Origin of the sequence: Hanamia caeni (assembly GCF_003721595.1) — a bacterium.
GTDB classification, from domain to species: domain Bacteria; phylum Bacteroidota; class Bacteroidia; order Chitinophagales; family Chitinophagaceae; genus Ginsengibacter; species Ginsengibacter caeni.
Genome location: NZ_RJJR01000007.1, coordinates 41,516 through 62,054 on the forward strand (window position 1 = coordinate 41,516; position 20,539 = coordinate 62,054).

Here is a 20,539-nt window from a genome sequence, read left to right on the forward strand (position 1 = left end):
TTTTTACAATTTAAAGATATTGATTTTGACAATTTAACAATTCTAAAACTCAATCATCTTAATTTTGCCCGATGTATTTATTTAGAAGTTCCGGAAAATTTCTTTCTCTTTTATGCTTTCTTTTTGTTGTGACGGGTATCAGTCCCGCAATTTCACAGGGAACTTTTAACATCGAAGATTTTTCATCAGAGCCTGTCTATTTTCTTAAGCCCGAAAAGCCTTTGATGGTTGATTCGTTCAAAACGTATCCTTATAATAAAAAGAGAATTCAATTGGTGACCGCGGCCAATATAGTTGGTTATGGCGGCGCACTCGTCGGATTAAATGCGTTATGGTATCAAAAATATCCCCGTTCAAAATTTCATTTTTTTGACGATAATAATGAATGGCTGCAAATGGACAAAGTGGGCCATGTGTATAGCGCCTATTCTGAGAGCCGGGCTACCATGGAATTGTGGCGGTGGGCCGGTTTACCCAGGAAAAAAAGTATTTGGATAGGAGGCCTGAGCGGTGTTGCTTATCAATCTGTCATCGAAGTTTTAGACGGATTTTCTTCTGAATATGGATTTAGTGTAGGCGATTTTACTGCTAATATAATAGGTTCTGCAGCATTCATTTCACAGCAGCTCGCATGGAATGATGAACGCATCCAGATTAAATTTTCGTTTCATCGCAAAAATTATGGTAGTCAGCAGCTTAATGACCGGGCAAATGATTTGTATGGAAACACGGAAATTCAAAGATTTATTAAAGATTATAACGGGCAAACTTATTGGCTAAGCGCAAATATTAAATCGTTTTTTCCTGACTCAAAGCTTCCGGAATGGTTAAATCTTTCTATTGGTTACGGCGCTGAGGGCATGTTTGGAGGGATTAAAAACGTGGCTTATAATGATAATGGCGACCTGGTATTCGACAGGCAGGATATTAAACGGTACCGCCAATGGTATCTCTCACCGGATATTGATTTTACAAAAATAAAAACCAACAAAAAGGGAATAAAGATTTTATTATTTGTGCTGAATGCTTTAAAATTCCCTGCACCTGCTTTAGAATTTTCAAACGGAAAATTTAAAGGGCATTGGTTGGTTTTTTGAATTCAGACAGTAAAACGATTAATATTCCTGTTTTATATTTTCTAAATTTTTTCTGAACCAGGTCATTTGCCTCTTTGCATAATGCCGGCTATTTTTTTTAATTTGGTCCACCGCTTTTTCAAGAGAATAATTTCCATCAAAATATTCGAACAATTCTTTGTAACCCACTGTTTGCAAGGAATTCAGATGTTTGTAAGGATATAGCACTTCTGCTTCTTTTAGCAAACCGTTTTCAATCATCACGTCCACACGATTATTGATATTTTTATAAAGTTCTTCGCGGGATAACTGCAGTAAACGAAATTTTATGTTGAATTTTCGTTTTGCTTTTTGTTTCGAATGAAAATTAAGAATAGACGTGCCGGTTGAAAGTTTTACCTCCAACGCACGCAGCATTCGCTGAGGATTTTTTATTTCGCCTTTTGCAAAAAAAACAGGATCCCGGTTTTTTAATTCAGTATAAAGCCAGTCATAGCCGTTTAATAAATATAGTTCATTAATTTCTTTGCGGATATCTTCACGTACTTCCGGAATCGCATCAAGCCCTTCGGCAAAGGCTTTAATATACAAACCGGTTCCACCCACCATTACCGCAGTTTCGTTTTTTTGAAAAATTGTATGTACCGCATTCAATGCATATTCTTCAAAAATTTTTGCATTCACTTCTTCGTGAATGGAATGCGTGTTAATAAAATAGTGATGAATTTTTTTAAGCTGTTCGGCGGAAGGCCTTGCCACGCCGATGTTAAGCTCCCTAAAGCATTGGCGGCTGTCTGCAGAAATTATTTCCGTTTTGTATTCTTCAGCAAGTTGTATTCCGTAATCAGTTTTTCCCACCGCGGTGGGGCCGCAAACAATAATGCAGGTATTTGTAGACATGTAATGGCGGTTTGTAAAGAACCGGCTTTAACTTTTATAAATCGTCGTTTTCGGCATCATCCACTTGTTCTTCCTCCTCTTCTTCGCCATTATCAGTCGCGTCATTGCTTTCTCCTTCCTCGCTGTAGCTATCGGCCAGTACTGCCGTATTCAAATCGTATTTCTCTTCAATCTCTGAAAGCTTTTCATTAATTAATCCCTTGGTTCCATATTGGCTGGGAGCTATTCCCTCGCTTCTGCTGCACACGGGATATTCAGACTTTAGGCCTTCGTCCTTATTGACGTTAATTAATTCAACAAGAAACGTCCAGTATTTATGAAAATCGTAGACATAAATAAATTTTTGATTAGGCTCATGAATTTCATGACTTATAACCGTGTCTTTCATCAATAGCGGTTCGGCCTTATAAGGCTTATCATATTTTTCCAGGGTAATTTCCTTGCCGCGTTGCCAGTGATCGTTGCTTCGGTAAAAGGTAGCATGATGTTTATTGTCAAATTCAAAACACTTTAAAATGCAGTTATGAAGATCTAAAAAAGTCTGCGAATGTTTTATCATCAGATCACGATAAATGCTTTCATCTTCTTCCCAATAAATTCTGAATTTTAAAATTGCCATATCACAAATTTAAGGCTTAGTTTTTAATTAATCAGTTTAGAAACTGCGTAGACAGGCGCTGCGAAAAATGCAATCTTTACTACGGAACAAATCGGAAATAATAGTGGATAAAACTTAACTGACACCCAGATTTTTTGCTACCTTCTTCATGTACGCAAAGGCAGCATTAAATTCGTTTGCTATTTCTCCGTCAAGAATGGCTTCTCTCACTGCATTCTTTATTTCCCCAACAATACGTGACGGGGGAAGATTAAATTCTTTCATGATGATCTCACCCGTTATGGGCGGTTGCCAGTTTCGCAAATGATCTGATTCTTCTACTTCTTTCAATCGTTTTTCTACCATTTCAAAATTGGCAAGATAGCGCTGAACCTTTTGTTTGTTTTTTGAGGTGATGTCTGCTTTACAGAGCGTCATCAAATTCTCGATGTCATCGCCTGCATCAAAAAGCAATCTTCGTATAGCCGAATCCGTTATATTCTCTTTGGTAAGGCTGATAGGCCGCAAATGCAGTTCAACCATTTTCCTTACAAACTTCATTTTTTCATTTAAAGGAAGTTTTAGCTTTGCAAATATTTTCGGAACCATTCTTCCCCCCACCACTTCGTGGCCATGAAAGGTCCAGCCATGGCCTTCTTCAAATTTTTTCGTAGCAGGCTTTGCAATATCATGAAGAATGGCTGCCCACCTAAGCCACAGATCATTCGTGTGCGGTGCAATATTATCCAGCACTTGCAGGGTGTGGTAAAAATTATCCTTATGGCCTTTGCCGTCAATAAATTCTGCGCCAACCAAGGCAACCATTTGCGGAAAAATAATTTCTAAAAGGCCGGATATATACAGCAGGTCAAATCCAACAGACGGTTTGGTTGTCATCACTATCTTATTCATCTCATCAATAATTCTTTCGCCACTTACGATTTTTATCCTTGATGCATTTTCTTTAATTGCCTGGAAAGTTTCCTGCTCTATTGTAAAATGTAATTGCGCAGCAAAGCGAATGGCCCGCATCATTCGCAACGGATCGTCAATGAACGTTTGCGCGGGCGGCAGCGGCGTTCTTATGATTTTATTTTTGATGTCTTCCAGGCCATGTAAAGGGTCGACTATTTCAAGGAAATTATTTCTATGAAGTTTTGCGGCAATTGTGTTCATTGTGAAATCTCTTCTTAGCCTGTCTTCTTCCAATGTGCCGGGTAGTACATCCGGCTTTCTGCTGTTGCGGTTATAGCTTTCCTTCCTGGCTCCTACAAACTCAATTTCAAATGTATTTCCTTTAATAAAAAGCTTTAATTGTGCAGTACCAAAATTTTTGAAGACGCTGAGATTTGGTTTTGGATCAAATTGTAAGGCTGCCAATTGCGCAAGTTGAATACCATCGCCATCGCAAACTATATCCGCGTCTTTTGAATAACGGTTTAAAATTTTATCCCGGACAAATCCGCCAATAATAAATGCAGCCATTGACAATTCCGATGCGGCATCGCTTATTTTTTGGAAGATAAAAATTTCTTCACTGGAGCACCTAATCTTCATCGTGCAAATGTAAACGGATAAATTATGTTCTTAATAAAATGCCCGCAAATATTGGTTTTAGATAAACAAAAATTCATGAGGAAGAACTTCCATCTACCTGCTGTAATTTTTCGAAAGCATGTAATGAAATTAAATTCGAAACTGGTAATTGTATCAAATCAAAATGGCAATTGAATAGATTCGGGCTCAATAAATTTATGATCAACTTCATTCTCCAGAAAGCTCACCGGAGAATCCGGAAAATTAAAAATCGTTTTTTTCTCAAAACCCCAAGGCTCCCAATAGCCGGCCAAAACCTGTGCAAACATGTCCTCGCTCCACGGATTAAAAATTAGTTCAGTAGCCTTTGAAGGTGGATAAGATGCTATTATCACTTTGTTGCTTTTAATCTCAACATTTGTTTGTCCACGATTCTTTAGCAAATAATTTCTGTATAAAAACCGCGCTGCTAATTCTTCAAACTGGATGGGATGCAAAACTCTTTCGCCCGCTTTTCCCAATATCTCTTTTTCTTTTTCTAAAACTGCGCCATTGTCCTGAAGGCATGCAACGATACCAAAACCATTCATACCCAAAGAAAAATTTTGGTTGGTAGGCTCATCTTTGTAATTAAAACCGTCTTTTGAATATTTCACTTTTACTATTGCAATGCTCCACGGTTTTACACCTGTGAATTCCATCGGAACCAAAAGCGATTGCAACATCAGGTGAAACTTAGAAAAGCGCTTTTTAAGCGCAGGCGACAACGTGAAATCTTTTGCTCCCGGCCTTTTTTTTGAACGGCTTCTTTCCAATACAATATCATTATACAATACGCCGTACACAAAGCGTCCCATCCACAAAAAAAGTTTTTCACCGGGAATTTTAGTTACTGCGTCATATCCCGCATCGAAGGCCGCTTTTATTTCTGTTTCAAGATTATCAAAAGCTGTTTTGACACTATCTGAACAAGGCAATTTCAGATCGTCGTAATGAAAAGCTGTAATCTGGTCAAGCATTTTGAATTTCTTTTCACGCAGCGAAAAGCGATCTAAAATCCAGCCAGGAAAAACAGTAATATTTTGTTCCGGGGAAGATAATTCTTCACCCGTCAAAAAGCAGGTGGTGTCTTCAAAATGCAGTGTTTCGAAAGGATTGAAAAGAGAAAGCGGCATCAGCAAATTCTATTAAAAAGTATGGCAAAGTAAAATAGAAATAGGGAATATTTGTCCGTTCACTGTTTAAATTTTGAAATTCAAATTATCTGCACAACTTTTTTGAGAATCTAAAACTAAGTCTATCAATGAAGAAACCTAAAATCAAATCGTATCATTAATTTCCAGTGTATATAATTTGTCTCTAAAAATTTTTTCTTTTTCTAAGCTTACGGGATAATCTGTAAGCACTAAGATATCCCAATCAGAATCTATGCGCTCATCGCCGCGGGCTCTTGAACCATAAAGTATAATCTCGGCATTGTCATCTATTTCATTGACATTCTTTCGTATGAGCCGGCTTATATTGTGGGTTTGAGCATTCATGTATCAAAGTTAACAAAATGAACAGTAGATATTTTTGGATATAATTTTTTAAAAGGATGGAAAAGTGAAAAAGACATGAAAGAGATTAATTAAGCGCGTAGCAAAGTAAAATATAAATAGGGAATATTTGTTCGTTCACTGTGATGACAATTTTTTTAGAGAAGATAAAATTCTTTCCCGCGTTTCTTCATTACTTAGTGTTTCAGGAATAAATTTTCCTCCGATTAATTTTTCATAAAGTTCTATATAACGGTTACGGATAATCGAAATCCATTCTTCACTCATCTCCGGAACTACCTGCCCTTCCTTTCCCATAAAATTATTTTCAATCAACCATTCACGCACAAATTCTTTACTAAGCTGTTTTTGTTTTTCGCCACTTGCCTGCCTTTCCTCAAAACCATCGGCATAAAAGTAGCGTGAGCTGTCAGGCGTATGAATTTCATCAATCAAAATAATTTCATCGCCCAGTTTTCCAAATTCATATTTGGTATCTACCAGGATCAACCCTCTCTTTTTTGCAATTTCCTTACCTCTCGCAAACAATTGCAATGCATATTTTTCCAATTGTGCATAATCTTCTTCGGAAACAATATTTCTTTGAATAATCTGCTCCCTGCTGATATCTTCATCATGGCCTTCTGCGGCTTTTGTTGATGGGGTAATGACAGGTGTTGAAAAAAAATCATTTTCTTTCAGGCCTTCATCCAGCTTTACGCCACACAACACTCTTTCTCCGGCATGATAAGTACGCCAGGCATGGCCGGTAAGATTGCCTCTCACTACCATTTCCACTTTGAAAGGAACACATTTTTTTCCTACCGAAACATTCGGTGCGGGCGTATCAAGCAGCCAGTTGTTGCAAATATCTTTTGTTGCGCTGAGCATATAAGCAGCTATCTGGTTAAGTACCTGGCCTTTGTTGGGAATAGGTTTTGGCAAAATCACATCAAACGCTGAGATGCGGTCGCTGGCAATCATCACCAACAGCTTATCTGCTATAGTGTAAACATCCCGTACTTTTCCCTTGTAAAACTGCGTTTGATCGGGAAATGAAAATGAAGACATAACGTATAAATAAATTCCGTGCAAAAATGCACATATTTTTTTTAATAGAGACTTAGAGAATTTCTCTATATATGACTAAGATAATTTATATTGCATAAGCAGGAATATTCTTATTGATTTCAATTAGCTCACCAAAATTTTATCAATATGAGCAGATTAACCCCAATTTCGTTCCTAATAATATCACTATTATTTTTTTCGCAGGCATGTTTCGCACAACAAACAACTATCAAAGGAACGGTGAGCAATAAGATCACCGGGGAAGGCGTACCCGCCGTATCAATAACTGTAAAAGATGGAGAGGAAGGAACCTATACAGACGAAAAAGGAAACTTTTCTCTTGACACTAAAAAGTCTCCGCCACTAACGTTGATTATTTCTTCTATCGGATATAAGCAGACAGAAGTTGAAGTAAACAATATTTCCACTCCTGTGAATATTTCGCTGGAAACTGCCAGCACCTTGGGCCAGGAGGTGGTGGTGGCTGCCACGAGAACGCCATCAAGAATTATGGAATCGCCGGTAACTATTGAAAGAATCAGCGCCACTGACATTCGTAATTCGGCTCAGCCTTCGTATTATGATATTATTTCAAAATTGAACGGCGTAGATGTGGTAAATTCCTCGCTAACTTTTTCTTCACCCAGTACAAGAGGTTTCAATGGAAGCGGCAGTGTGCGTGTGAACCAGATAGTGGATGGAATGGATAACCAGGCACCTGGATTAAACTTCTCGGTAGGAAATGTGGTAGGACTTACTGAACTCGACGTAGAAAGCGTAGAACTATTGCCTGGAGCGTCTTCCGCACTATATGGTCCGGGGGGAATGAATGGCGCAATACTTATTACCAGTAAAGATCCCTTTAAATACCAGGGGCTGTCATTGCAGGTTAAAACCGGCATGATGAACATTGATAATCCTGATCGGAAAGCCTCGCCTTATTATAACGCGTCGCTAAGGTGGGCAAAAAAAGTGAGCAATAAGTTTGCTTTTAAAGTTGGAACCGAATTCGTGCAGGCTAAAGATTGGGTGGCCAATGATTACAGAGATTATGATCGCGTGGCATTAGTTGGCGGAGTAAAAAAAGGCACAAGGCAAACTGATCCTAATTATGATGGCATTAATGTGTATGGCGATGAAACATCTATTGATATAAAGTCACAGGTCTTAGATAAAATAGCTGAGCAGGCCCCTTTCTATGCACCTTACATTAATGCAATGCCCTCATCGATTTTGGTTTCGAGAACCGGCTACGCTGAAAAAGACATTTTAAATCCAAATACCATAAACTTTAAATTATCTGGTGCTCTGAGTTATAAGTTATCTCCGCGAACGTTTTTAAATGCAGAAGGATATTGGGGTACAGGAAATTCCGTTTATACGGGAATTGATCGGTATTCTTTTTTAGATTTAAAAATAGGACAATATAAAATTGAGTTGGTAAATAAGAATTGGTTTGTGCGGGCATATACTACACAGGAAAATGCTGGTAAATCTTTTGACGCAACTATTACCACCCGCCTGTTCAATGAAGCCTGGAAGTCAAGTAACGACTGGTATCCTCAATATGCTTTTGCTTATTTGAATGCAAAGCTTGCAGGGAAAACTGATATTACTGCTCATGCGGATGCAAGAGCTGTGGCTGATCAAGGCATGCCTGTTCCAGGAACCGCGGCATTTAAACAGATTTTTGACAAAGTAAGAAGTATTCCAATTTCAGACGGAGGTGGTTTGTTTGTTGATAAAACAGATCTGTATAATGTAGAAGGCCAGTACAATTTATCTTCCATCACGTCGAAATTTGCAGATGTTATAATTGGCGCTAATTATAAAAGATATGAGTTGAATTCTGAAGGCACATTGTTTGCAGATTCTACAGGAAAAATTCCTATCAGTGAATACGGAGCTTACCTGGAAGCAACCAAAAGAGTGTTAGATGACAAGTTAAAGATTATTGCTTCTGCCCGCTACGACAAAAATGAAAATTTTGCCGGAAAATTTACACCACGTGTTTCCCTGGTAATTAAAGTCGCAGAGGACAATAATATCAGGGTATCCTACCAGCAGGCATATCGTTTTGCTTCAACCCAACAGCAATACATTAATCTCGTTGTAGAAGGAGGAACTCATTTAATTGGTGGGGTCTCCAGTTTTACAGATTTCTATCATTTGATTTCGAACCCGGTTTACACGGTAGATAATAATTTATTTGCAGGAAATCCACAGGTAAATCCTGTTACTCACTTCAAAGCAGAAAGCGTTAACTCTTTTGAAGCAGGCTATAAAGGGTTATTAATAAATAAAAGGCTGCTTATTGACCTTTATGGATACTATGGAATTTACAATAATTTTCTTTCCCGTGTAATTGTAGCCCAGTCGGTAAATAATGATAAAAGTGTTTTCACCGGTAGTCCCGAACAGATAAAAGCGAATCTTAATAATCTTGCATTGGTATCTACCTATTCGATTCCAATTAATGTGCAGGATAAAGTAAATACTTATGGTTTCGGTATGAGTCTAACCTATGCGCTGCCGCGCAATTTTGTTGTTGGTGGTACAGTTAGCTCAGATAATCTGGACAATGTCCCTGAGAATTTTCAGGCCGACTTTAATGCCCCTAAATATCGGGCAGGCGCAACTTTCAGTAATACAGGTTTCGGTTCTGAAAAAAGGTTTGGTTTTGATTTATCTTATCGTTGGCAGGATAAAATAGATTTCCAGGCCGATTTTGCGAACGGCATAGTTCCTGCGTTCCAGACATTGGATGCACAGATAAGTTATAAGTTTTTTAATCCTAAGGTTTTGCTTAAAATCGGAGCTACTAACCTGCTAAATCAGTATTATCGTAATGGATTCGGAAATCCGGCCATCGGCGGATTGTATTACGTAAGCCTTGGTTATAATGTTTTCTAAGAACTTCCCTGCTCACCTTTTAAATAAAGAAGATGAAAAATATCACATTAAACAGGCGTTATCTTCAAATGAGTTTGGCAGCTATTGCGGGAGTTTTCATTTTTTATTCCTGTAATAAGCCACTGCCGGATGCCACACCTATAGAATATCCACCGGTAAACAACAGTGAAATTTCTATCGGCCAACAAATAAGTACAGATACAAGCTATAGCTTTTTTGCGGCTGCTGCTACCAAGACCGGGCAATTAGCGCAATTAAACAGGGACAGCACAGAATTCACCGTTTTCCTTCCGACAAATAATGCGTTCAGGGTTTCAGGAATCCCTTCTATTGATGCACTCAATACGTTAGATCTGCAAACACTGGGAGCGATTGTCGGCTACTCTATTATTCCCGGCAATCAATACTTAAGCTCAGATATTACAAAAGGCGGTCTTACTCCCTCCATGCCGAATGAACAGTTACCCACAAGCATTACCGTTGGGCAATTACCAATACCAATACCTTTTAAATTAACCACTTTCCCCTCAGTAGTTGGAAATGCTTTTTACGATAACAATATTCCGGTAACCAAGCCGGACATCAAATTGAAAAATGGAGTAATTCATGAAGTGGCAGCGATAGTGGCGCCGCCTTTTCAAACATTAAAAAGCGCTATTTATAGCAATCCAGAGCTTTCATTTTTTAAGGCTGCTATTGAGCGCGCCGACAGTGGACAAACCGGCTTAGGCCGCCTTGATTCATTGTTGAATTACCCGCCAACTAACATGACGGTGCTTGCACCCGATAACGCAGCGTTCCAAACCGTGATTTTTGGATTGGCTTATTCCTATTTATTACAGCAGGGATTGAACCAGGCGATGGCTGCCCAGCAGGCAACGTTGCTTTCCTCTTCGCCAGCCGTTTTCAGTAACCCGGCTTTGTATAGTGTTTTGCCGGCATCGTCTGTTCAGGGAATCCTGGCGTATCATTTCCTGGCTGCTTATAATGCCATTGATACAGCGTACGAGCCCACCATAAGAGTTTTTTCAAATAATTTCCCAACCACTGCTACGCCGTATCTGACTTTGGTAAATAACGCCCTTTCAACACACCCGGGAATAATAGCCCAGGCTACATTTAGCGGCCCATTTGTTAATAATCTCACATTCAATGGGGTGGGCACTTTTCCTCCGGGCGGCGCTCCATTTTCGGGGCCGCCGGCAAAAGCTATCAGCCTTGATAACCACGCCGTAAATGGAGTTTATTATGTGATTGATAAAGTATTATTTCCGCAGTAAAACAAATTTGCAAAGAATTTGTTTATAGTTATCGATTTTTATTTGGGTATAACTTTTGAGGGCTTTTTGGATTATACTGAAGGGGTGCCCATGAAATTATTTCATATTTCTGTTTCATCCTTTCTGATTTTTTACCTTTTAAAATAAGCGAAATGGCAGAGAAAAAAACGCCCGATCAGAAAGAAACCGTAGAAGAGATTAGGCAACCTGTTGCGAGGCCCAGGTGGGTAATTCCTTTAATTTTTGTCGTAATTATTGTTTTTCTTCTTTGGTACTTTTCAAGAAGTTGCGGAGAAACAAAACCTAATACTGGCGAATCGCCGGATACGACTGCTTTCGTAATACACCAACATTTTCCCGCCGGCGTTAATGAAAGGTCTTCGGGATTATTACAATAATATTCGCCTATACATTGAAACGAAAATGCATCACATCGCCGTCCTGCACTATATATTCTTTACCTTCAATCCGTAATTTGCCGTTCTCCCTGGCTGCAGCCTCAGATTTGTATTGAACAAAATCATTGTAAGAAATTACTTCTGCCTTAATAAATCCTTTTTCAAAATCGCTGTGAATTACGCCGGCTGCCTGGGGCGCCTTCCAGCCTTTGTGAATCGTCCAGGCGCGCACTTCCTGCACACCGGCAGTGAAATAAGTGGAAAGATTTAATAATTCGTATGCGGAATGGATAAGCCTGTCCAGCGCCGGTTCTTCCATTTTATATTCATCCATAAACATCTGCTTATCTTCCGGATCTTCAAATTCCGCAATTTGCGCCTCAATAGCATTGGTCATAACGATTACCTGGGCGCCTTCTTCCCGAGCCGCAGCCACCAGCAAATCTGAATATTTATTGCCCGAATGCATGGACGCTTCATCAACATTGGCAACATATAAAACGGGTTTATCCGTTAGAAAAAAATTATCGGCCACAGCCGCCCTCTCTTCTTTAGACAAACCGAGCGATAAGATATTCTTTCCCTTTTCAAGATGCGCTTTGCATTTTTTCAGTACTTCAAATTCGAGTTTTGATTGGGCGTCGCCGGTTTTGGCCATTTTTTCTGCGCGGGCTAATTTTCGCTCTACGCCCTCCAAATCTTTTAGCTGCAATTCGGTCTCGATAATTTCTTTATCACTTATCGGGTTGATAGGGCCTTCTTCGCGCAGCACATTTTCATCTTCAAAACAGCGGATTACATGAATGATGGCATCTACCTCACGGATATTTGCCAAAAATTTATTGCCTAAACCTTCGCCTTTGCTGGCGCCCTTTACCAGTCCGGCTATATCAACAATTTCAATTTGTGTCGGAACAATTTTCTCCGGAAGCACCAACTCGGCCAAAACGTTTAATCTTTTATCCGGCACATTTACCAATCCCACGTTGGGTTCTATGGTGCAGAACCGGTAATTGCTCGCCTGCGCTTTGGCGCTGTTGCTTACCGCATTAAATAAAGTTGATTTTCCTACATTGGGTAATCCTACAATTCCTGCCTGTAATGCCATTTGTACAAAAAGATTGATTTAGGGGGCGCAAAGATAGCATGAAAAGGGCAACCAGTCACCGGCAGTGCGTGTGGATTAATAAAAATGGCTACTCAACAGCAGCCATTTTTACTCAGTGGATAAATTATTCGATAGTGCGCTCTTTTGTTATCACCACTTTATCTTTTGAGCCTCTGCTTACCAGGGCAATGATGATAATTAAAACAATTATTCCGCCAACGACCCACATCCACGGTTGAACGGTGAATGAAGAAGAAGTACTGGTTGTAGTTGTGGTGGAAGAAACCGCACTATCCTGGGCAACCGCTATTCCCGTGAAAAATAACGGTAAAAGCATTGCCATAAATGACAAATAAAAACTTTTGATTTTTTTCATAGCATTATTTTTAAATACGAAAAAATAATAATCAATTAACATGCCATCAAGGATCTTTTAGTTTTTTCCTCGAATAGAAGAAATGTGGACAATGGAGGAAATTCTGAATGAATCCTGTAACTTTTGTGTTGAAAACATCCGTGATCAACGAAACTCAAAGTGGTTTGCCTTGAAAAATCGATTTACACCGTACACCACGCAAAACGATGAGGATGTAGGCTAAAATAAAAATTACACTGAAAAGTCTTTTTACTGCAAAAAAATAGCCGTCTGTTTCAACGGCTATTTTTCAGGAAAAATGAATAAGAATTTTATTGAGCCATTACAGGTGGCACATCGCCCTGGTCGTTCTGCTGGTTCATATTTTTTCTTTTGAAAAGAGACACATCCGTTTTACCGAATCGCCAGCTTAGGTTCACTCTCAACTGTTGCGGATCTCTTTGTCTCCACATATCCTGTGTTGAAGAAATGTTTTTGGAGGAGGTAGATACGGAATGTATCCTGGTAACTCTTGTGTTGAAAATATCATTCATGCTCAGCGAAACAGAAAGCGATTTATCTTTCAAAAAATCCTTTTTAATGGCTGCATCAAAACCCCAAACCGGCAAGGCGTACCCATTGGCATTGGCTAAATTTCCACCGCCCCAATGATTGCCACCGCCACCGCTTCTGCCCGGCGGCAGGATAGTTTTGCTGGTATAATCACCATTAATTTGAATGCTAATATTTGCAGGCAAAGTCCAGGTACTGTTGATTTTTCCAAACCAGCTTAATTTTCCCAACGTGGTAGTAGTGCCGGTGAGGTTGCTGCCGTTTATTTTGGAATTATAAAGATTGACATTTTCCGTAAGTGTCCACCATGGGGCAATCTTATTCATAGAAGTGATTTCCAATCCATACGCTTCCGAGCTGCTGGCATTTACAAAAGAAGAAATAAAAACAGAATCGTTATACGCGGGATTAGGGTTTTTATCCCAATATTGATAACGGGATATTAAATTATCGCTCCTGCGATAATAAGCAGTAGCTATAATACTATTGCCATTTTTAAAATTCAGATCGTAGGATAATTCAAGCAGGTTAGTAAACTCAGGAACCAGTGAAGCATTGCCCACGCTGATGTTCAGCGGATCACTAAAATCATAATAAGGTATCAGTTGCCAGAAATTGGGCCTGTTTATTTTCCTTGAATAATTCAGTTGAATATCCTGTTTGTCATTAATCTTTTGTGTAAGGAACACGCTGGGGAAAAAACTCAGGGGATAAGAGTTACTAAATGTTTTGTTCGAATCTACCAACTCCCCGGAATATTTTGAGCTTTCTATTCTACCACCCAACTGGTAGGTGAAGTTTTTAATCTTCTGCGAAAATGTTACATAACCCGCATACACATTATCGGTGTATTTATACTTAGTGCTCAGTCCCGCAACAGAAACATATTTGCCGGAAGACTCGTCCATAATATAGTTGTTATTGTCGCTGTTTGAGTTTCTGATTGCTGCTCTCAAACCAGCTTCTATTTTGATTTTGTCAGAAACGGGGTTTGAATAATCTGTTTGAACGGTGATATTATCACTGGTACCATTTCCTGTGGTTCTTTGTTTAAATACAGGAGCTGCCGGTGAATTATCCTGGTTAAAATATTCTGTAGTTACATTTTGGTCATTATTGTTTTTGCTATAGTCATAATTCGCATCTGCGGTGATGTATTTATTTGGCTTTGCAAAATTATGTTTGAAGCTTAGTTTGCCGTTGTAATTGTTCCAGACAAAATTATTATCGCTGTTGCTGGTGCCGAATGTATGTTTTGTGAGGCCGTTGAAAAGCGTGTCGCGGGTAATATTTGTTAACTCATTGCCACCAAATTTCCCCTGCCTGATACCACCGCTAAGTGTGAAAGTGTTGCGGTTATCTACAAAATAATCGAATCCTATGTTGCCGCCGGCCATGCGCCCATTGCGGCTTGGGTTACTTTCTTGATGAAGGTTGGCAACCAGGTCGTTGATATTATCGGTTCTATCGGTCTTGTTGGTGCTTTTACCCTTAAACTGAAAGTAGTTTCCGCTGGCAAAAAAATTGACTTTACCTTGTTTAATGTTGATATTTCCACCTGCATTATTTCCGCCTCTTGTATCAACACCAGCCCTGAAATTTCCATTGTATCCGGGTTTTTTATTTTTCTTCATCACAATATTTAATATGCCTGCGCCTCCGCCTGAGGCATCAAATTTGGCAGAAGGGTTTGTAATGATTTCAATACTTTCAATTTCATCAGCAGGGATTTCATCAAGCGTCAAAGTCGTTGGCCTTCCGTCTACAAATATCTGGGGGCTGGCGTTTCTTAAGGTCACATTTCCATCAATATCCACATTTACCGATGGCACATTTCTCATCACGTCAACTGCTGTACCACCTACGCTGGTAAGGCTTTTATCCACGTTAAAAACTTTCCGGTCAATGCTCATTTGCATAAGCGACTTATTAGCAGTCACCACCACATTCGCCAGTTCTTTCGCTTCAGGAAGCAATTTGATATTGCCAAGGTCTTTGTCAATAGCATTCATCATCTGGCTTCTGTCGCCATTCATGTTTAAATTAAAAGAAACCTGGTCGGTATATACTCCATGCCCCACGGCGCTAACGGTTAAGGTATAAGTGCCAAAAAGCTGAAGTTTTTCAATACTGAATTCACCTTTTTTATCTGTAAGTAAAGCGGCAACTATTTTGGAAGTCCGTGCTTTGGTAGCCGTATCCATTTTCGTTTGCGAAAGCTGAACTGACGCAGATTCTATGGGTTTGTTCGTATTACCATCCACAACTTTTCCGTAAAAATGCCCCACATTCATATTTCTGTTTCCGGTGGATGGCCTTGCTGCGGGATTTCCTTGTGGAAATTGAGCCATTACTGCGGAAGAAGTGATTAGTATAAGAAGAGTAAAGTAGTACTTTTTAATTTTCATAATTAAGCGGTTTTAATAAGGGCGCAAATTTCTTTTACTATTATTAAAACAAAATTTTAATTATGTATGAATGGTAGGATAATAATAGCAGACGGCATTAGGGCGTGAGGCCCTAGGCAGGAGGCAAAAAGTGGAAGGCAAAAGGCATAAGGCAGAAGGCTGTTTCCAATTTTCAATTTTCAATTCAACTAACAGACTAACAACTAACTACTAACCACCAACCACTAACCACTAACCCAATCCAGCTTCAGTATGCCTGGCAGGTATTTCTACATCAGCAAAACCTTTACTGATTAGCCGGTTTTTAAAATCTAATTGAACATCATAATCGCCATGAACCAAAAATAATTTTTTGACCATTTTTTTATCCTGGCAGGAAAGCCATTGTGAAAGGTCTTCATAGTCGCCATGAGCGCTCATGCTTTGTATCTCACCTATTTCAGCATGTACTTCATGTGGTTGTCCAAAAATACCCACTTCTTTTGGATGCCGCTTAAGCCTGCCTCCCAGGGAATCAGGTTCGCAATAACCGGTGAGTAAAATTGCATTTCTGCTATTTTCAATGTTGTTGCTGATGTGATGCTTTACTCTTCCCGCTTCAGCCATGCCGCTTGCAGAAATGATAACCATGGGGTCGTTGCGATAATTCAGTGATTTGCTTTCTTCCACAGATTTTACAAACCGCAAACCTTTAAATTGGAAAGGATTATGATCTGATTGTAATAATTTTTGAACGCGGTTATTGAAATACCGGGGATAGCTTTCCATTACCTGTGTGGCTTCAAGGCTCAGCGGGCTGTCCACAAAATACGGCAGATCCGGCAGCCTGTTTTCGTTTTCCAGTTGGTTTAAAGCGTACAAAATTTCCTGCGTGCGGCCTACACTAAAGGCCGGAATTATTAATTTCCCCTTCTTTTGAAGGCAGGTTCTTTCTATCCAATCCAACAGCTTATCCGGGGTGCCATACACATCTTCATGAATTTTATTGCCATAAGTGGATTCAATAATAATGAAATCAGCCTGCGGAAAATCCTGTGGTGATTTCAGGATTACATCCCTGTAGCGGCCAACGTCGCCCGAAAATGTGAGATGAGTTTCTTTATTATTTTCCGTAATCTTTAAATGAACTGTAGCGCTCCCGATAATATGGCCGGCATCAAGATACATGAATTGCACGTTTTCATCAATTTTAAACCATTCGCCATAATCTACTACTTTAAAGCGCTGAATTGCATTTTCTGCATCCTGCATTGTGTAAAGAGGAGAAATATAAGGCTTCCCTTGTGCTGCACGGGTCTTATTTACATATTTTAAATCGTTTTCCTGGATGCCGGCGCTGTCAGCCAGGAGGATGGATGCCAAATCTTTTGTGGCGGGGGTTGCAAATACAGCGCCACGGTAACCGTCTTTCACTAATTTCGGTATCAGGCCACAATGGTCAATGTGCGCATGGGAAAGTATCATATGGTCAATTTCTTCGGGATTAAAACCAAATTCCCTGTTCAGCTTATCCGTTTCTGAGCCCATTCCCTGGTACATACCACAGTCGAGTAAATATTTTTTTCCATTGTTTAAAATCAGCAGATGTTTTGATCCGGTAACAGTTCTTGCAGCGCCATGAAATCCAATTTTCATATAAATACTTTAAGATGAACAGAAAATTAAAGTTAACCACAAAAAATCCGGAATGGCAAATTCTTTCCTCGGACGATATGCTGATATATGGTTTGAAAAGATATCTATAATGCCCAACTGCTAAATAAAAAGCAGAGCTATTTGTCGCTTCACTATAAAAAACCTGGAAAAAATTCCCGGCTGTAAAAACGAAATGATGATATTACTTCTTTATTACAGAAATCACCTTGTTCTTTTGTCCACTTTGAATCCTTATCATGTAAGAACCGGCAGGAACAGTTGAAAGGTTAATTGATTTTTCATTCATTCCTCTTTGTCCGTCGATTTCAAAGTGTTGAACTAAGTTGCCTGTGGAATTGCTTATGCTTACTTTGATTACTTGCGGCTTCTCTAAATTCACTCTTAATTTTGAAACACTTTCTATCGGGTTCGGATAAACCAGCACAGAAAATCCGGTATTTGCAAATTGAACGGTCTTGATGTCACTGTAGGCAAACTGGCCGTTTTTATCCACCATTTTTAAGCGGTAATATACAGAACCCGAGAGGGAAGGATCATTATCATTAAAAGAATAAGATTGCTTTGTATTGTTGGTTGCATTAACCATCGCAACCTGGTTAAAATCCTTTCCATTAGCGCTTCTTTCAATTTCAAAATGGCTGGAATTGGCATCCTGGTTTTCCACAGACCAGGAGAGGGCTGCGGTATTATCTTTAATATCAACAGAAAATGACGACAACTTTACGGGCGTAGGTGTTGCAGTTAATGTTGCACTGGAGATGTCTGTCCCCTGCGTTCCATCTGCATTGTAGCTAAATCCGTTTACGATATCCGTTCTGTAGGTGGCATCGGTTGTTCTTGCGTAATAGAGATTAGAACCATCGGAAGAAGGTGAACCTGTACAATAAAAAAGCGCAAATCCATTAGTGGTGACTCCGCCAAGCGGTAAAGTAATCAATGAAACTGAATTTGGTAAAACTGTCTGATCAGAAAATTCTAATTCCATAACTTCAAACTCTGAGCCAGCGGTCAAGTTAAATGTAAGAATAGGGCTGGTTCCGGTGGTAATTGCATAATTTTTATATCCTCCTTCCGTAATAGGATCATCGATCTGCCAACTAATACTTGATGCCGATGAAGTTACCGTGGGTTTGGCTACTGTTTCTGTTTCGGGTATAGCAATGTTGAATTCTAAAGTTGAAATATTGGATTTCAGGGTAATATCTGATTTGATATAAATCTTTATCCTATTGGCTGCACTTCCTATTCCAATGCTTGCCTGAACAGTTCCCTGGGCCATTGCAAACGAAGAAAACGAAAAGATAAAAAAGAAAGATGCAAATATTTTTTTCATGTTTTATGATTTATGGTAATGATTCGGTTCTTACAATTGTTGAAGAGTTTTCGAGAACTTTGGTATAAATAAAATCTTTATCATTTGCAAGCGCATTGAATTTGATTTTACTGTCCATATTTACATCGGCCGGAGAATAAACAGCTGAAAGAGTCGCGCTTGCGTCGGAATTTAGGCTATTAACATAGATAAAATCCTTGTCATTATTTAAACCGGCAAATCGAACAATCCCATTTATATTAGCATCTCCTCCCCACAAAATATATTTTCCATCAGATGCCACGCCATGGGCATTGTTTCCTCCAAATAAAAAAGAAGAAGCAGTAAAATCAACAAAAGAGGTTACGGATTGTTTTTCAGTTAGCAGGGGAGTTAAAGTGGCCGGGTCCGTACTTATTCCCAAATGGTTGCGGTGCCTCACGGCAACTGTGTAATTCCCATCGGCAATGTTATTAAAAGTAACCGGGCTTTTCCCATCCACATCTACAATATCGCCATCGCATTGTACTAATGCACTTCTTGTTTGAACGATATTATCTCCTGCGACTGTATTTCTTAGTTCTAAAAATACCCAGTCTACAATATTATCGCTTTGTAAAGGCTGGGCATTAAAAACTGTAGCATCAGCGGCTTCAGCAATCGGGTCGTTTATCCTTACAAAAGCAGTATTGTAAGGAGGCTCGCTGTAAGGGTCGGTTAACGGGATAACACCTGCGGCTCTCAGGTTATCTGACATAAGATGAGTGGCTGTATTATAAGGGCCTTGCAACAATACTTTCGCCTTCAACAAACTAAACTTATCAATAGCGGTAATGTTAACAGATGTATTTGTAATTGAAAAGGAAATAGTGTTCGCAACTTTGTCGATTGTTCCTGAAGAAGACCAGTCTGTGCCGTCGAAAATATAAGCCTTAAGATTGTCCTCATTTCCAAACACATCAGCCGTTTCCGCATATTTCGCCCGGGCAGAAAGAGTTCCATTAATGCCATTGCTGGTAATTGTCCAGTTTGATTTTAAATAATCTGAAGTAGAAGGAGGCTTGTTGCTGCAGGCTATGTTGTGGAGTTGCATTCCAACCTTTGCGCCATTATTACTCCCGCTTGTAGTTAAAAACACAGGCCTGTAGAGGCTTCCCGCGCCGACAGGGATTTCATAAGAACTTAAATTAACTGCTATTTGTTTAATTACCTGCCCCGAATTATTCGTCTCAATGAATTTATTATCTGCCATTCCGCTAGCCTGTGCTATATCAGATAATGTAAAAGAATGGCCATCAGTAATGAATTTTCCATTTGAAAATTTGAGTGAACCAGTCAGTGTTAAATCGCTTTGAAGCCAAACATTGTTCACATTATCAATTTCAAGATTAGAAATAGTTTTTCCGTTCATATTTATTGATTGCGAATCTGTTCCTTGTAATAAATATTTTCCGGTTGATGGAAGACCCTTGGCGCTAGTAATATCGTTGGTAACGGTAACCTTTCCTCCTGTTTGTACGACGAAACTAACTGAATCAATTATCAGTTGGGCCTGTGATTCATTTGTGCCAACAGTAAACAAACAAATAATGATAAATAGTATTCTACTCATAAAAGTTAAAAAGAAATCTTTCTGTTGTTTATAGTTTTATAAAATTAGATCAAAGCATCCAAACAACAATCAACAAGATGGGGAATTTATTAATTGCATTTTTCAAAGCTAAATAACCTCTATTTCAGGCAACGAAAATAATGGAAATATTCCTGGGGGCAATTTTGTTTTATTGATCTTTCTTATGCCGTTTGTAATGGCTTCG

The 20,539-nt window shown here is 39.2% G+C and carries 16 protein-coding genes; 4 read left to right on the forward strand and 12 right to left on the reverse strand.

Annotation, left to right across the window (positions count from 1 at the left end):
* Positions 1-71 precede the first annotated feature (71 nt).
* Positions 72-1,097, forward strand: a complete 1,026-nt coding sequence (locus EFY79_RS09600; protein ID WP_123120491.1) for a DUF2279 domain-containing protein — start codon at positions 72-74, stop codon at positions 1,095-1,097.
* A gap of 18 nt (positions 1,098-1,115) precedes the next feature.
* Here the strand turns inward: EFY79_RS09600 and miaA are convergent, their stop codons facing one another.
* The 6 genes from miaA to EFY79_RS09630 form a co-directional block, all read right to left on the reverse strand.
* Entirely contained in the window at positions 1,116-1,976 is an 861-nt protein-coding gene (miaA, locus tag EFY79_RS09605) for a tRNA (adenosine(37)-N6)-dimethylallyltransferase MiaA (protein ID WP_199727501.1), read from the reverse strand.
* A 34-nt stretch (positions 1,977-2,010) separates the two neighbouring features.
* Positions 2,011-2,595 (reverse strand): IS1096 element passenger TnpR family protein, encoded by a 585-nt coding sequence (locus tag EFY79_RS09610; RefSeq protein WP_123120492.1) that lies wholly within the window; start codon positions 2,593-2,595, stop codon positions 2,011-2,013.
* A gap of 114 nt (positions 2,596-2,709) precedes the next feature.
* The gene (locus EFY79_RS09615) at positions 2,710-4,131 is read right to left on the reverse strand and encodes a CCA tRNA nucleotidyltransferase (protein WP_123120493.1); all 1,422 of its coding nucleotides are present in this window, start codon (positions 4,129-4,131) and stop codon (positions 2,710-2,712) included.
* A gap of 158 nt (positions 4,132-4,289) precedes the next feature.
* Complete coding sequence (locus tag EFY79_RS09620) at positions 4,290-5,285, reverse strand: hypothetical protein (RefSeq protein ID WP_123120494.1); 996 nt, start codon at positions 5,283-5,285, stop codon at positions 4,290-4,292.
* A 144-nt stretch (positions 5,286-5,429) separates the two neighbouring features.
* Positions 5,430-5,651, reverse strand: coding sequence for a nucleotidyltransferase domain-containing protein (locus tag EFY79_RS09625; protein ID WP_123120495.1), 222 nt, complete (start codon positions 5,649-5,651; stop codon positions 5,430-5,432).
* Positions 5,652-5,786: 135 nt separating this feature from the next.
* Positions 5,787-6,719, reverse strand: coding sequence for a phosphoribosylaminoimidazolesuccinocarboxamide synthase (locus EFY79_RS09630; protein ID WP_123120496.1), 933 nt, complete (start codon positions 6,717-6,719; stop codon positions 5,787-5,789).
* Between the two features lie 147 nt (positions 6,720-6,866).
* Here EFY79_RS09630 and EFY79_RS09635 point away from each other — a divergent pair, with 147 nt between their 5' ends.
* The 3 genes from EFY79_RS09635 (at position 6,867) to EFY79_RS09645 (ending at position 11,310) form a co-directional block, all read left to right on the forward strand.
* Positions 6,867-9,632, forward strand: a complete 2,766-nt coding sequence (locus tag EFY79_RS09635) for a TonB-dependent receptor (protein ID WP_123120497.1) — start codon at positions 6,867-6,869, stop codon at positions 9,630-9,632.
* A 32-nt stretch (positions 9,633-9,664) separates the two neighbouring features.
* A complete protein-coding gene (locus tag EFY79_RS09640; protein WP_123120498.1) occupies positions 9,665-10,912 on the forward strand; it encodes a fasciclin domain-containing protein in 1,248 nt (415 codons plus the stop codon).
* A 152-nt stretch (positions 10,913-11,064) separates the two neighbouring features.
* Entirely contained in the window at positions 11,065-11,310 is a 246-nt protein-coding gene (locus EFY79_RS09645; protein WP_123120499.1) for a hypothetical protein, read from the forward strand.
* Between the two features lie 7 nt (positions 11,311-11,317).
* On the opposite strand, the gene ychF is transcribed toward EFY79_RS09645, so the two are convergent.
* The 6 genes from ychF to EFY79_RS09675 form a co-directional block, all read right to left on the reverse strand.
* A complete protein-coding gene (gene ychF, locus EFY79_RS09650) occupies positions 11,318-12,418 on the reverse strand; it encodes a redox-regulated ATPase YchF (RefSeq protein WP_123120500.1) in 1,101 nt (366 codons plus the stop codon).
* A 124-nt stretch (positions 12,419-12,542) separates the two neighbouring features.
* Positions 12,543-12,794: a hypothetical protein gene (locus tag EFY79_RS09655; RefSeq protein WP_148041897.1), complete on the reverse strand. Its 252-nt coding sequence runs from the start codon at positions 12,792-12,794 to the stop codon at positions 12,543-12,545.
* Between the two features lie 311 nt (positions 12,795-13,105).
* Entirely contained in the window at positions 13,106-15,754 is a 2,649-nt protein-coding gene (locus tag EFY79_RS09660; RefSeq protein ID WP_123120502.1) for an outer membrane beta-barrel family protein, read from the reverse strand.
* 231 nt (positions 15,755-15,985) lie between these two features.
* Complete coding sequence (locus EFY79_RS09665) at positions 15,986-17,389, reverse strand: MBL fold metallo-hydrolase (RefSeq protein ID WP_123120503.1); 1,404 nt, start codon at positions 17,387-17,389, stop codon at positions 15,986-15,988.
* Positions 17,390-17,591: 202 nt separating this feature from the next.
* Positions 17,592-18,743, reverse strand: coding sequence for a T9SS type A sorting domain-containing protein (locus tag EFY79_RS09670; protein ID WP_123120504.1), 1,152 nt, complete (start codon positions 18,741-18,743; stop codon positions 17,592-17,594).
* A gap of 10 nt (positions 18,744-18,753) precedes the next feature.
* Entirely contained in the window at positions 18,754-20,334 is a 1,581-nt protein-coding gene (locus EFY79_RS09675; protein ID WP_148041898.1) for a hypothetical protein, read from the reverse strand.
* Positions 20,335-20,539 lie beyond the last annotated feature (205 nt).

What these genes read in the sequence shown, in the direction of transcription:
- EFY79_RS09600 (WP_123120491.1), top strand. Translation starts at nt 72, where the DNA reads ATGTATTTATTTAGAAGTTCCGGAAAATTTCTTTCTCTTTTATGCTTT.
- miaA (WP_199727501.1), bottom strand. Translation starts at nt 1,976, where the DNA reads ATGTCTACAAATACCTGCATTATTGTTTGCGGCCCCACCGCGGTGGGA.
- EFY79_RS09610 (WP_123120492.1), bottom strand. Translation starts at nt 2,595, where the DNA reads ATGGCAATTTTAAAATTCAGAATTTATTGGGAAGAAGATGAAAGCATT.
- EFY79_RS09615 (WP_123120493.1), bottom strand. Translation starts at nt 4,131, where the DNA reads ATGAAGATTAGGTGCTCCAGTGAAGAAATTTTTATCTTCCAAAAAATA.
- EFY79_RS09620 (WP_123120494.1), bottom strand. Translation starts at nt 5,285, where the DNA reads ATGCCGCTTTCTCTTTTCAATCCTTTCGAAACACTGCATTTTGAAGAC.
- EFY79_RS09625 (WP_123120495.1), bottom strand. Translation starts at nt 5,651, where the DNA reads ATGAATGCTCAAACCCACAATATAAGCCGGCTCATACGAAAGAATGTC.
- EFY79_RS09630 (WP_123120496.1), bottom strand. Translation starts at nt 6,719, where the DNA reads ATGTCTTCATTTTCATTTCCCGATCAAACGCAGTTTTACAAGGGAAAA.
- EFY79_RS09635 (WP_123120497.1), top strand. Translation starts at nt 6,867, where the DNA reads ATGAGCAGATTAACCCCAATTTCGTTCCTAATAATATCACTATTATTT.
- EFY79_RS09640 (WP_123120498.1), top strand. Translation starts at nt 9,665, where the DNA reads ATGAAAAATATCACATTAAACAGGCGTTATCTTCAAATGAGTTTGGCA.
- EFY79_RS09645 (WP_123120499.1), top strand. Translation starts at nt 11,065, where the DNA reads ATGGCAGAGAAAAAAACGCCCGATCAGAAAGAAACCGTAGAAGAGATT.
- ychF (WP_123120500.1), bottom strand. Translation starts at nt 12,418, where the DNA reads ATGGCATTACAGGCAGGAATTGTAGGATTACCCAATGTAGGAAAATCA.
- EFY79_RS09655 (WP_148041897.1), bottom strand. Translation starts at nt 12,794, where the DNA reads ATGAAAAAAATCAAAAGTTTTTATTTGTCATTTATGGCAATGCTTTTA.
- EFY79_RS09660 (WP_123120502.1), bottom strand. Translation starts at nt 15,754, where the DNA reads ATGAAAATTAAAAAGTACTACTTTACTCTTCTTATACTAATCACTTCT.
- EFY79_RS09665 (WP_123120503.1), bottom strand. Translation starts at nt 17,389, where the DNA reads ATGAAAATTGGATTTCATGGCGCTGCAAGAACTGTTACCGGATCAAAA.
- EFY79_RS09670 (WP_123120504.1), bottom strand. Translation starts at nt 18,743, where the DNA reads ATGAAAAAAATATTTGCATCTTTCTTTTTTATCTTTTCGTTTTCTTCG.
- EFY79_RS09675 (WP_148041898.1), bottom strand. Translation starts at nt 20,334, where the DNA reads ATGAGTAGAATACTATTTATCATTATTTGTTTGTTTACTGTTGGCACA.